This window comes from Crenalkalicoccus roseus, assembly GCF_004761865.1.
GTDB lineage: Bacteria > Pseudomonadota > Alphaproteobacteria > Acetobacterales > Acetobacteraceae > Crenalkalicoccus > Crenalkalicoccus roseus.
In genome coordinates this window covers 1,743-14,018 of sequence record NZ_SJDM01000020.1, presented here as the reverse complement: position 1 = coordinate 14,018, position 12,276 = coordinate 1,743, and the positions used below count along the sequence as shown (strand labels likewise).

13 protein-coding genes and 3 pseudogenes are annotated in these 12,276 nt (G+C 71.0%); 15 read left to right on the top strand and 1 reads right to left on the bottom strand.

Annotated features, from left to right (window positions below):
• Window positions 1–447: phage portal protein (locus tag ET526_RS22070; protein ID WP_240048394.1), on the bottom strand; the 447-nt coding region annotated here is incomplete at its 3' end.
• 45 nt (window positions 448–492) lie between these two features.
• Between ET526_RS22070 and ET526_RS13395 the strand changes: the two are divergent.
• The 15 genes and pseudogenes from ET526_RS13395 to ET526_RS22705 all read left to right on the top strand — a co-directional run.
• A pseudogene (locus ET526_RS13395) lies at window positions 493–660 on the top strand (transposase); the annotation flags it as partial.
• A 322-nt stretch (window positions 661–982) separates the two neighbouring features.
• Window positions 983–1,888 (top strand): DUF305 domain-containing protein, encoded by a 906-nt coding sequence (locus tag ET526_RS13390; protein ID WP_158295578.1) that lies wholly within the window; start codon window positions 983–985, stop codon window positions 1,886–1,888.
• A gap of 54 nt (window positions 1,889–1,942) precedes the next feature.
• Window positions 1,943–2,320, top strand: coding sequence for a copper resistance CopC family protein (locus ET526_RS13385; protein ID WP_135468208.1), 378 nt, complete (start codon window positions 1,943–1,945; stop codon window positions 2,318–2,320).
• A 24-nt stretch (window positions 2,321–2,344) separates the two neighbouring features.
• Complete coding sequence (locus ET526_RS13380; RefSeq protein ID WP_135468207.1) at window positions 2,345–3,181, top strand: copper resistance D family protein; 837 nt, start codon at window positions 2,345–2,347, stop codon at window positions 3,179–3,181.
• Window positions 3,182–3,555: 374 nt separating this feature from the next.
• Window positions 3,556–3,768: a hypothetical protein gene (locus ET526_RS13375; protein ID WP_204623631.1), complete on the top strand. Its 213-nt coding sequence runs from the start codon at window positions 3,556–3,558 to the stop codon at window positions 3,766–3,768.
• 15 nt (window positions 3,769–3,783) lie between these two features.
• Window positions 3,784–4,179, top strand: coding sequence for an MBL fold metallo-hydrolase (locus ET526_RS13370; protein ID WP_135468206.1), 396 nt, complete (start codon window positions 3,784–3,786; stop codon window positions 4,177–4,179).
• Window positions 4,176–4,928 carry a response regulator gene (locus tag ET526_RS13365; protein WP_135468205.1) on the top strand — a complete coding sequence of 251 codons (753 nt, stop codon included), beginning with the start codon at window positions 4,176–4,178 and terminating at the stop codon, window positions 4,926–4,928. The genes ET526_RS13370 and ET526_RS13365 overlap by 4 nt, the downstream gene beginning before the upstream one ends.
• On the top strand, window positions 4,925–6,220 hold the full coding sequence (locus tag ET526_RS13360) for an ATP-binding protein (protein WP_135468204.1): 1,296 nt from the start codon (window positions 4,925–4,927) through the stop codon (window positions 6,218–6,220). The genes ET526_RS13365 and ET526_RS13360 overlap by 4 nt, the downstream gene beginning before the upstream one ends.
• 97 nt (window positions 6,221–6,317) lie before the next feature.
• A complete protein-coding gene (gene copM, locus ET526_RS13355; RefSeq protein ID WP_240048390.1) occupies window positions 6,318–6,740 on the top strand; it encodes a CopM family metallochaperone in 423 nt (140 codons plus the stop codon).
• Window positions 6,737–7,093 (top strand): copper resistance CopC family protein, encoded by a 357-nt coding sequence (locus ET526_RS13350; protein ID WP_158295577.1) that lies wholly within the window; start codon window positions 6,737–6,739, stop codon window positions 7,091–7,093. Before copM ends, ET526_RS13350 begins: the two co-directional genes overlap by 4 nt.
• A complete protein-coding gene (locus ET526_RS13345) occupies window positions 7,090–7,998 on the top strand; it encodes a CopD family protein (protein ID WP_135468203.1) in 909 nt (302 codons plus the stop codon). Before ET526_RS13350 ends, ET526_RS13345 begins: the two co-directional genes overlap by 4 nt.
• Window positions 7,999–8,179: 181 nt before the next feature.
• The gene (locus ET526_RS13335; RefSeq protein ID WP_240048389.1) at window positions 8,180–9,133 is read left to right on the top strand and encodes a DUF411 domain-containing protein; all 954 of its coding nucleotides are present in this window, start codon (window positions 8,180–8,182) and stop codon (window positions 9,131–9,133) included.
• A 1-nt stretch (window position 9,134) separates the two neighbouring features.
• Window positions 9,135–9,392 (top strand): DUF2933 domain-containing protein, encoded by a 258-nt coding sequence (locus tag ET526_RS13330; RefSeq protein ID WP_135468201.1) that lies wholly within the window; start codon window positions 9,135–9,137, stop codon window positions 9,390–9,392.
• Between the two features lie 266 nt (window positions 9,393–9,658).
• Window positions 9,659–11,770: pseudogene (locus ET526_RS13325) on the top strand (heavy metal translocating P-type ATPase); the annotation flags it as partial.
• Window positions 11,771–11,789: 19 nt separating this feature from the next.
• A pseudogene (locus ET526_RS22705) lies at window positions 11,790–12,152 on the top strand (haloacid dehalogenase); the annotation flags it as partial.
• Window positions 12,153–12,276: the final 124 nt, after the last annotated feature.

Here is a 12,276-nt window from a genome sequence, read left to right as displayed (position 1 = left end):
GTGGCGTAGCGGTGGGAACTGGATTCCAACCTTCTCTGCGCCTTTCGGCGCGGCGACCATCGGCATCCAGCGCGTGCGGGTCCGCCAGTTCCCATACGAGCCGTGCTCTCCGCGAGACCGGCCGTCGCGCTGAGTGGCAGGTTTTCTGGGGTTTTCCGAGCAGACCTGTTGTAGCTGCTGCGTGAATTCTCCCCGGAAGTGCTGGCTGAAAATTCTCCAGTCCAGCGCGACTGCCCGTGCCCGGGGGCGAGCCCCCGGGCATCCTCGGAGACGACCGCCGCCAGGCAGGCCTCGATCTTGGCCTTCATCAGCAGGGCGGCCTCGTAGTCNCGGCGCGAGCCAGGAGACGTCGCGCAGCTGGCCCGGCCGGCGCTTGCGATAGATGTGCAGCACGTCGCGTGCGGGGACCCGCTGGCTGCTCAACCAGGTGGCGCCGCCCGGCAGCACCCAGGACGCGCCGGGATGGACGCGGTGCAGCCAGTAGCCGACCGGCTGGCCAAGACCGATCTCGCGCGCGCCACCTGCGGCACCATCCGCCTCCGGCTGCTCAAGATCGGCGCGCTGGTGCGCATCAGCGTGCGGCGGGTGAAGGTGGCGATGAGTTCGGCTTGGCCATACCAGAACCAATACCGCGACGCCTACGCGGCGCTCGCCCGCTGACGACCCAGACAGCGCAAGCCCAAATCCCTCCCGACAACGCCGCCAACCCGCGGTGATCCAGATGCTTGACCAAAATCAGGCCGCAAACGCCAAAACAAGCAGCCCAACCCAACATGCCGAAAAGCCGCAGCACCGACGAACGATCAGGCCCTCACCCCAGCAGCGTGTGAGAAATACGGGTTAGCCGCGCGGCGGATCACCGCACCGCAGGCCAGGCCGCTCTGCAATCATTTGTCATGAAGCGGTTGTCCTATGTCAAAAATAGGCGGGCATACGTGTCCCACGGGGTGCTTCCTGCCCCGCCACCCTCCAGGACATGGAGATGCCCGTGACCGTTCGAAACCGCCGCGTGCTCATGCTCGGCCTCGCCTCCGCTTTAGTGGCTGCCAGCTCCGCCCTGTTCGCCAATCCGGCAAGAGCCGCCATCGGCGAGCAATACGAGCCCGGTTCCGGTGTGGGGACCAGCACATGGTTCGCCCTTCGATCGGAATCCGCCCAACGGATCGACCGAGAGTATGTAACGGCCATGCGTCCGCATCACGTGGGCGCCCTGACGATGAGTGCTGAATACCTGCGCGATCCGGGCCGGTCGTCGCCGCTCCTTCAGGCGCTCTCGCGTGCGATCGTCGCGAATCAGACCTTCGAGATCGGGGTGCTGGACGAGATCGCCCGAAATCTCGACGCGCCACCTGTCCGGATGTTCGGGCTGACGCTGCAGCCGGTCGCGACCGTCGGCATGGCGCAGGCCGAGCGGTTCCTCAAGACCCCGATTCCGTCCGGGCTGACCCATGCGATCGGGCCGGTCTCGGAGACGGATGTGCGCTTCGCCAAGGCGATGATCATCCATCACCAGGGTGCAGTGGACATGGCGCGGGACTACCTGGCGAATTCCGGTGCACGGAACGGCTTTCTCGGGTGGATGAACGTTTACATCCAGACGGACCAGATGCAGGAGATCGCCCTCCTGCGTCGGATCATCGCGGCCTATCCCGGGAACCCCGACCTGATCGAGGTGCCGCCTTCCATGGTCCACGGCATGGAAGGCATGCAGCACGGTCCCGGCGGTCACGGGGCGCACGCGGCTCCAACTCCTGCAAGCGCGACGCAGCTCGGCGGCAATCCGCACGCCGGCCACCACGCCCACGGACTCGGTGCTGGCGCGGCAGCTGACCGGGCCGGCGACAACACGGGGACTGTACGGCGCGGGCCGCACCAGGGCCACCATTGATCGGCGGCGCTCCGGCCAGCTGGCCGGGGCGCGTCTTCTTGTTGGAGATCGAAAATGAAGCTGTTTTTCGTTGCGCTTTTCGGCGCCCTTATGCTGGCCACCCTGGCGTCTGCGCCTGATGCGCGCGCGCATTCGGAGGTCATCGCGTCAGCACCTGCCGATGGAGCTGTATTGGCGAGTTCGCCAGAGCGCATTTCGCTGCGCTTCACGGCACCAATGCAAATCACTTCGCTCCGCATACTCGACTTCGCGGGACGAGAACAATCCTTGCAACGCCAGGGCTCGCGCACCGCATTCGTCACCGAAGCGCAGGCCACTTTGGCGTCGCCGCTCCCGCCGGGAGCCTTCCGGATTGAGTTCCGCGGCATTTCCGCCGATGGCCATGTCGGCGGAGGCGCCGTGAACTTCCTGATTGATCCCAGCCGGCGCTGACCGACGGCTGCAGGAACAGGCTCCGTGTCGATCGCCGAACTGCTTCGCGCCACCTGGTATGTCGCCGTGCTCGGCGGCGCTGGCCTCGGGTTCTTCTTTGCGTTCTTCGCACGGGACTTGGCCGCCGGCGATACGGCGCGGCTCCGCCGCTGGCGAGCGCTGGCCTTCGCGCTCGGGTCGGCCGCAGCCGTCGCCCTGCTCACGTCCAATGTTTCGGACCTCGCGGGCGGCTCCACGATCCTTGACGCCGAGCTCTGGGAAATAATCCTTGGATCGCCGGCCGGCATGTCTTACGGGCTGGGGCTGGTCGGGCTTGTGATTGCCATGGCCGCGGTGCGCGGAGTTGCCTTCGCCGGGGGCTTCCTGGCCTGTGCCAGCTTCACCCTGCTCGGGCACACGCCGGGGGCCGACGTCTGGCCCCTACCCTCGGCGCTGCTGATTGTGCATCTGCTTGTCGGAGCCTTCTGGATCGGCAGCCTGCCGCCGCTCGCCTGGGCCGCACGCCGCGGGGGGGGGCGCGACATTGCGCTGATCCGCACTTGGTCGCGCGCCGCGGCCTGGGCCGTTCCGTTGATGCTCGCAGCGGGTATCGTCCTCGCTTGGCTGCTGGCCGGAAGCGTCGCCAACCTGTTGGGGACGCGCTATGGCGTTGTGCTGCTTGCCAAAGCGGCGTTGACATCGGGCATGCTGGCACTTGCGGCTTGGCATCTCTGGCGCCTAACCCCTGCCCTAGAGGCGGGGGAGCAGGGGGCGGGGCCACGGCTTGCGCGCTCCATCACCATCGAAGCATTCATCGCGTTGGCCGTTCTCTATGCTGCGGCTCTGCTCGTCTCGATGCCGCCCCGGTCTGTCGGTGCCTGATTTCGAAGATGCGGAACCGGCTCATGGCGAATGCCATGGGCGGGATCGTCCGTCCTTCGTCACGCGAAGGCGCACTAGCCCGCATTATTCATGAGAACGGGACCGGATGGCCCAAGATTTTGATTTTCCTGGAGAATACGCAAATGGAGGGTTTCGTGGAGTTTTTTGCAACGAACTCTCCAGTCCAACCCCTGCCGGCCTTTCAGTCGCCTTGCGACGAACCGCCGCATAATCCGGGCTAACCCGGATTATGCGGCGGTTCGTTGGAACCCGGGCGGATTCAACATCCGTAGCGAACACCACTGATTTCCTGGAAGGGCTACGGTGGTGCGATGGCAGTTCAGAGACGTCGGCTGACGGTGGTTGACCGTACAATGATCGAGTTGCGGCGGCGTGACGGCTGGAGCAAGGAGATCCTGCACCCGGTCGCCATCACCATCCTGGGCGGCCTGGTCAGCGCCACGTTGCTCGACACGCTGGTGACGCCGATCCTGTTCCACCGTTTCGGCCGCCCGGCACTGGAACGCCTGCGCGCCGAAGCCGCGGAACGCCGCGCTGGCGGGGCGCTCGCGCCTGAGACATTCTGAACCCAGGAGAGTTCGATGCCGACCAAACGCAGCCTGATCGCCGCCGCACTGCTGAGCCTGCCGTCCGTGGCGCTGGCGCATGGCCCGTCGCGCGGCCCGAATGGCGGGCAGATGCAGGATATCGGCGGCTACCACGGCGAGCTGCTGGCGCAGGATGGGCGGCTGACCTTCTTCCTGTACGATGCGAATGACCGGCCGCTCGCGGCGAATGGCGCCGCCGCGACAGCCATCGTGCTCGCCGGCGGCCGCCAGCAGACCTTGACCTTCGCGCCGCGGCCGGATGGTGCGGCGCTGGTCGCCAGCGGCGATTTCCGCGCCGATCCCAGCCTGCGCGTCGTCGTGCAACTCGTCCCCGCCGCCGGGCAGCCCCGCATCCAGGCGCGCTATGCGCCCATCGACGCACCCAGATGAGCGACACCGCGGAACGCCGCCTGCTCGACCCCGAGGCGCATATCCTCATCGTTGAGGATGATGGCGAGATGCGCAACCTCGTCGCGCGCCTGCTGCGGGAGGCGACCTTCCGCGTCTCCGCCGCACGCGACGGGCGCGAGATGTGGGATATTCTCGACAGCCCGGCCGGCCAACCGGACCTGATCCTGCTCGACGTGATGCTGCCGGGCGCCTCCGGCCTCGACCTCCTGCGGCGTCTCAGGGAGCGTTCGCGCGTGCCGGTGCTCATGCTGACCGCGCGGGGGGAGGAGATGGACCGCGTGCTCGGCCTCGAGCTTGGCGCCGACGACTATGTGGCGAAGCCCTTCGCCCCGCGCGAGCTGGTCGCGCGCGTCCGCGCGCTTCTGCGCCGCGCCGCGCCCGCGGATGCGCAGCCCGATCCGCGATCGCGGCGGCTGGCCTTCGCGGGCTGGGTGCTGGACACGGCGCGGCGGGAACTCACTTCGCCGGAAGGCGTCGCGGTCGATCTCTCGGGCGCCGAATACGACCTGCTGATGGCCTTCCTGGAGCATCCGCAGCGGATCCTGTCGCGGGACCAGCTTCTCGAGGTCGCGAAGCGGCGCGTCGGCACCGATCCCTTCGACCGGACGGTGGACGTGCAGGTCAGCCGCCTGCGCCGGAAGATCGAGCCGGACGACGACAGCCCCTCGCTCATCAAGACCGTGCGCGGCGCGGGCTACGTGCTGGTGGCGGATGTGACGCGCGCATGAGGTCCCTTTGGCCCGCCAGCCTGGCCGGGCGCATCACGCTGCTGCTGCTGGGCGGGCTGATGCTGCTGCATATCGGCAGCATGTGGGTGCATGAGCGCGCGCTGCGCGGCTCCGAGCAGGGAGCGAGGCTGGAGCGGATGGCGGACCAGCTCGCGGCGGCGCGCCTGGCGGTCGCGCCGCTGCCCGAGGCGGCGCGCGACGCGGCGGCACACGCCATCTCACGCCCGGGCATCGAGATCCATTGGGATCGCGTGGCCCCGCTGCCGGCGAGGGCACCGCCCGATGCCTTGGCGGAAGCGGCGGCGCGGCTCGGCCCCGATGCGCGCCTCAGCTGGGATCCGAAGGCGGAGCCCGGGCACCGCGTGCTGGGCGCGGTGCCGGCCGAGGGTGGCTGGATCGTCTTCTCGGCGCCATGGGTCACCGTCGGCAGGGGGCCGCTCGACCACGGCGCGATCTCGTCCATGGTGGCGATGGCGCTCGGGATCGCGCTGGTCTCGATCCTGGTGGTGCGCTGGATCACCGGGCCGCTGCGGCGCCTGGCCACCGCGGCGGACCTGATCGGCCGCGACCCGAGCCCCCGGCCCGTGCCGATGGAAGGGCCGGAGGAGGTGCGCCACGCGGCGGCGGCCTTCAACGCCATGCAGGACCGCATCGGGCGGCTGCTGGAGGATCGGACGGAAGCCCTGGCGGCGGTGAGCCACGACCTGCGCACGCCGCTCTCCCGGTTGCAGCTGCGCGTGGGCTTCCTGCCGGAGGGCGAGGATCGCGCGCGGATGGAGGCTGACATTGTCGAGATGGAATCGATGATCGCGCGCACCCTCGACTACATCCGCGAGGGCCGCGACGCGGAACCCGTCCGTCCGGCCGACCTGGCGGCGATCCTGCAGACGCTGGCGTCCGACGCCGCCGACCAGGGGCATGACGTGGCTTATGAGGGGCCGGGGCGCGTGGTCCTGCCGCTGCGCCGGATCGCCGCCAAGCGCGCGCTCTCGAACCTGGTGGACAACGCCCTGCGCCATGGCCGGCCCCCGGTGCGCCTGCGCATCCGCGAGGAGGGGCCGATGCTCGCTGTCGAGGTGTCGGATTCCGGCGCCGGGATTGCCGAGGCCGACCGTGCCCGGGCGATGGCGCCCTTCGTCCAGCTCGACCCGGCGCGCAGCGGCTCGGGGGTCGGGCTGGGGTTGGCCATCGCGCAGCGGTTCGCGCAAGCCAGCAACGGCAGCCTGGAGCTTCGCGAGTCCCGCGAAGGTGGGCTGCTGGCCAGGCTGCTTCTCCCGCGGCAGGCCGGCTGAACGCCGTCCCGCGGTGACATATTTTGTCATGCCGCAGAGAGGATTCGCAGCGCCCGCGGTCGCATGGTAATGGCATCGAAGCTCCGGAGACGACCCCATGCGCCGCACGTTTCTCGCCACAACCGCCGTCATCGCCCTGGCGGGCGCCGGGGCCTTCGTGCTGGCCCAGGCCCAGCCGCAGCACGGTCCCGGGCATGGGATGCCGATGATGCCGGGCCATGGTTCCGCAGCGCATGGCGCGACGCCCGTGCCGGCGAACGCAACCCCCGCCACGCGCGCCTTCATCGCCGCCAACGAGAAAATGCACCGCGACATGGCGATCACCTTTTCCGGCAACGCCGACCGCGACTTCGCCGCGGGCATGATCCCGCATCACCAGGGCGCCATCGACATGGCGCGGATCGTGCTGGAGCACGGCCGCGATCCGGAGGTGAGGCTGCTGGCGGAATCCATCATCCGCGACCAGGAGCGCGAGATCGCCCAGATGCGGGCGATCCTCGGGCGTCTGCCCGCCCGGTGAGACGCCGCGCCCTCCTGCTGCTCGTCCCGCTCGCCACCGCGGCCCCGCCCGCCGCGGCGCATTCCGAACTGCGCCGCTCGGTCCCCGCCGCCGGTGCCGTGCTCGACCGTTCCCCGGAACGGATCGAACTGCACTTCACCGAACGGGTGCGGCTCACCGCGCTGCGCCTGCACCGCGTCGGCGGCGACGAGATCGCGCTGCCCCGCCGGACCATCCGCGAGGCGACCAGCGAGACGATCGACCTGCCGCCGCTGGCGCCCGGCGACTACCGCGCCGAGTGGCGCATCATCTCCGCCGACGGCCACCCGGTCGGCGGCGTCATCCCCTTCCGCGTGGAGCCGCGCCGGCCATGATCCTCGAATATCTTCAGCCGAATCCGTCCCTGCTCGACGGCCTGACCGTGGTCCTGCGGGCGCTCTACTACGCCGCGACCCTCGGCGCCGCGGGCCTGGCGCTGTTCGCCATCGGCTTCGGCCATCGGCTCGATGCGGAGGAGGCCGCGCGGCTGCGCCGCACCCTTCTCGGCGCGATCCTCGCCGGCCTGGTGTTCTCGGTGCTGGCGCTGGCGCTGCGCGTGCTGGTGCTGACGGCGGGCGCGGGCGTGACCGACGCGGATGTCTGGGCGGCGGTGATGCGCTCGCGCATCGGCGACGCCTTCTGGCTGCGGGCCGGCGGCCTCGTGCTGCTGGCGGCGGCGGCCATGCCGTGGCGGGCCGGGCCGGCCGTAGCGGCGGTCGGTGCCGCGCTGGTCATCGGATCCTACGCGGCGATGGGCCATTCCATGCTGTATCGCCCGCGGCAGGAGATCGCGGTGCTCGTGGTGCTGCATCTCGCGGTGGTGGCGTTCTGGGTCGGCTCCCTGCCGCCGCTGCTGTGGATCGCGCGGCGGCGCGACGGCGCTGCCGCCGCGGCGCTGATCCGCGACTGGAGCCGCGCCGCCACCATCGCCGTCGCCGCGATGATCGTCACCGGCCTGCTGCTGACCTGGTACCTGACGGTCCGGCTCGACCGCATCCTCGAGGCCTGGCACGGCTGGGCGCTCGGCTGGAAGGTGCTGGCGGTGCTGGCGGCGCTCGGCCTCGCCTCGTGGAACCGGCTGCGCCACACGCCGGCATTGGCGCGCGGCGAGGCCGGTGCGGGGGCGCGCCTGGCGGGCTCGATCCGGATCGAGATGGTCGTGATCGCGCTGGCCTTCTACGCCGCGGCCGAGCTGGTGTCGGTCCATCCGGTCGATTTCGGCCACCGGGTCCCGAGCTGAGGAGGCGCCAGCCATGACCTCCCGCAGGGCGGTGCTGATCGTCGCGGCCGCGCTGCCGGTGCCGCCCGCGCTGGGCCAGCGCCGCACGCGGGCCGAGGCGTGGCGCGATCCCCATTGCGGCTGCTGCCTGGCCTGGGTCGAGCATCTCCGCGCCGAGGGCTTCGCGGTCGAGGACCGCGTGGTGCCCTCGGTCGCGCCGTTCCGGCGGATGCTGGGAACGCCGGCGGATCTGCTCTCCTGCCATGCGGGCCGGGTCGAGGGCATGGGCCTCGAGGGCCATGTGCCGGCGCTGGCGATCCGCCGCCTGCTCGCGGCGCGGCCCGCCGGCGTCGTCGGCCTCGCGGTGCCGGCGATGCCGATCGGCTCGCCCGGCATGGAAGTCCCGGGCCAGCCGCCCGACACCTACGACGTCATCGCCTGGCGCGCCGATGGCAGCCACCAGCCCTCATGCGATTTGTTGGCGACCAGCCTGCCTGACAACCAAAAGGAGAAGGTCATGAGGAAGCTCAGCATGTTCACGGCGGTCGGGATATTTGCGGTCGGACTCGCCGGAACCGCGTTCGCGCAGGCGCCGGCCCCGGCAGGTGCCGTGCCACATTCCCACCATCCCGAGGCGCCCGCTGGCGCGCCGCAGCCCGCGCCGCCAGCCGCGCAGCGGGGCACGCCAGCGCCTGGCATGATGGGGCCGGGAGGCGGGATGATGGGCGGCGACATGGGACGCATGATGCAGCCCATGATGCAGCAGATGATGCAGGGCCGGATGGCCGCGGCAGCGATGCAGCCCTTCCGCCGGATCGAGGGGCAGCTCGCCTATTTCCGCGCCGAACTGCGGATCACCGACGCCCAGGCGCAGCCGTGGAACGCCTTTGCCGATGCCGTCCGTGCCCAGGCCGAAAGGCTTCGCCAGGCCACGCAGCAGGCGATGAGCGGCGCCGCCGAGCCCGGCCCGGCGCCGCAGCAGATGGAGCGCCGCATCGCCCTTCTCGCCGCCCATCTGGAAGCGATGCGCGCGGTCGCGGCAGCCGCGACGCCGCTCTACGCGGCCCTGTCGGAGGAGCAGCGGCGCAGCGCCGACGAACTGATGGCCGAACACCTCCGCGGCATGCAGCGGGGCATGAGGATGGGAATGCAGTGAGATGGCAGGGACCCACCCCGCCCGCCCGGAGGGCGCCGGTGTGCCATCCTGGTGGCGGACACGCGTCGGAATCGCCGCCATCGGCTTCGCCCTGGTCGGCGCGTTCTATGTCCTGCGGGAGCACTGGGGCCACATGCTCGGCGCGCTGCCCTATCTGCTGATCCTCGCCTGTCCGCTGATGCACCTCCTCATGCACCGCGGGCACCATGACCATGGCGGCGGCTCGGGTGCAGCGGCCGAAAAGGAACCTCGGGGTTGAGCCGTCGTGAAGGAATGCCCCCGGCCCCGGGCAGGGCGGCGGAAGGCTCGGCGATCTCAAGCGGCCTTCCTGCGCAGGTTCGATTGCTTGACAAGCTCTGAGCCATGGTCGTCATGGATCATTGCGGCACCGCCGCGATGCCGCGCATGCTGCCGCTGGGGGCAGGGCTCGCTCCCGTGCTTCAACGGCTTGTGCTGCCGATCCTTTCTCTCCTTGCCGCGCGCCGTCTGGCGCCGGCGCGCTGACGAGCCCCTCGGAGGCTGGCCATGAACGAACGTCACGAACGTCACGGCGACGCCTCCACCGGCCAGGCCAAAACCGGCGCGACGGTGAAGGACCCGGTCTGCGGCATGACGGTGGACCCGGCGACGACGCCGCACCACGCCGACCACGCCGGGACCGCCTACCACTTCTGCTCGGCCGGCTGCCGGACGAAGTTCATCGCCGACCCGGCGAAATACGTCCATCCGAAGCCCACGCTGCGCGCCGAGCCGGTCGCCGTGGGCACCATCTACACCTGCCCGATGCACCCGCAGATCCGCCAGATCGGGCCGGGGAGCTGCCCGATCTGCGGCATGGCGCTGGAGCCGGAGACGCCCTCCGCCGAAGCCGGCCCGAATCCGGAGCTGGTGGATTTCACGCGCCGCTTCTGGATCGGGCTTGTGCTCACCTTGCCGGTCGTCGTCCTGGAGATGGGCGGGCACCTCACCGGCATGATCCATCTGGTCGGCGGACCGGCCGTCGGCAACTGGCTGCAACTCCTGCTCGCCACGCCGGTCGTGCTCTGGGCTGGCTGGCCCTTCTTCGTGCGCGGCTGGCAATCGGTCGTGAACCGCAGCCTCAACATGTTCACCCTGATCGCGCTCGGCACCGGCGCCGCCTGGATCTTCAGCGTGGCGGCGACGGTGACGCCCGGGATCTTCCCGCCGGCCTTCCGCGGCACGGACGGGTCGGTCGCGGTGTATTTCGAGGCCGCGGCGGTGATCGTCGTGCTGGTCCTGCTCGGCCAGGTGCTGGAGCTGCGCGCGCGCGAGCGCACCGGCGGCGCGATCCGCGCCCTGCTCGACTTGGCCCCGGCGATGGCGCGGCGGATCCGGCCGGACGGCACGGAGGAGGAGGTGCCGCTGGCGGCGGTGCAGGTGGGTGACCGGCTGCGGGTGCGCCCCGGCGACAAGGTGCCGCTGGACGGCGAGGTGCTGGAGGGCCGCAGCAATGTGGACGAGAGCATGATCACCGGCGAGCCGGTGCCGGTCGCCAAGGCCCCCGGCGCACGGGTGATCGGCGGCACGCTGAACCAGCAGGGGGCCTTCGTGATGCGCGCCGACCGCGTCGGCCAGGACACGGTGCTGGCGCAGATCGTGCGCATGGTCGCACAGGCGCAACGGAGCCGGGCGCCGATCCAGCGCCTAGCCGACGAGGTCTCCGCCTGGTTCGTGCCGGCGGTGGTGGCGATCGCCCTTCTCGCCGCCCTTGCCTGGTCCCTCTGGGGGCCGGAGCCACGGGCGGCCTATGCCATCGTCGCGGCGGTGACGGTGCTGATCATCGCCTGCCCCTGCGCGCTCGGCCTGGCGACGCCGATGTCGATCATGGTCGGCGTCGGGCGCGGCGCGCAGGCCGGGGTGCTGATCAGGAATGCCGAGGCGCTGGAGCGGCTGGAGCGCATCGACACCCTGGTCGTGGACAAGACCGGCACGCTGACCCGCGGCCGGCCCGAGGTGGTCGCCGTCGTCCCCGCCGCGGGCTTCGCGGAAGCGGAGTTGCTCCGCCTCGCCGCCAGCCTGGAGCGCCCGAGCCAGCACCCGCTGGCCGAGGCGGTGGTGCGCGCGGCGGAGGCGCGCGGCCTGGCCCTCGCCCCGGTGGAGGAATTCGACGCCCCGACCGGCCGCGGCGTCACCGGCGCGGTGGAAGGTCGCCGCGTCGCCATCGGCAACGTCCGGCTGATGGAGGAGCTGGGGGTGGACGTGGCCGCGGTCTCGGCCGAGGCGGAGCGGCTGCGCGGCGACGGCGCGACCGCCTTCTTCGTCGCGGTGGACGGCCGCCCGGCGGGGATCGTCGCCGTCGCCGACCCGGTGAAGGAGACCACCCCCGAGGCCGTCCGGGCGCTGCAGGCCGAAGGCGTGCACGTCGTGATGCTGACCGGCGACAACCGGACCACGGCGGAGGCGGTGGCGAAGAGGCTTGGCATCGATGAGGTGATCGCCGAGGTGCTGCCCGAGGACAAGCAGAAGGTCGTCGAGCGGCTGGAGGCCGAGGGCCGGCACGTCGCGATGGCGGGCGACGGCGTGAACGACGCGCCGGCGCTGGCGGCGGCCGAGATCGGCATCGCCATGGGCACCGGCACCGACGTGGCGATCGAGAGCGCGGGCGTGACGTTGCTCGGCGGCGACCTGATGGGCNCACGTCGCGATGGCGGGCGACGGCGTGAACGACGCGCCGGCGCTGGCGGCGGCCGAGATCGGCATCGCCATGGGCACCGGCACCGACGTGGCGATCGAGAGCGCGGGCGTGACGCTGCTCGGCGGCGACCTGATGGGCATCGTGCGGGCGCGGCGGCTGTCGCGCGCGGTGATGCGCAACATCCGCCAGAACCTGTTCTTCGCCTTCGCCTACAACGCCGCGGGCGTGCCGATCGCGGCGGGGGTGCTCTACCCGTTCCTCGGCATCCTGCTCTCGCCGGTGATCGCCGCCGCCGCGATGGCGCTGTCCTCGGTCAGCGTGGTCGGGAACGCCCTCCGGCTGAGGGCCGCGCGCATCGGGTGACGTGAGCGCGACGCGGGCGAGTCGCCGGCGCATACGCCTCCGGTCCTGCGGGGCCTGGGACGGGCGCCGACCGCCCGGCGGGTGAGGACGGCTCGCCGATCGCAAGATAGGCTTCGGCCAGGGG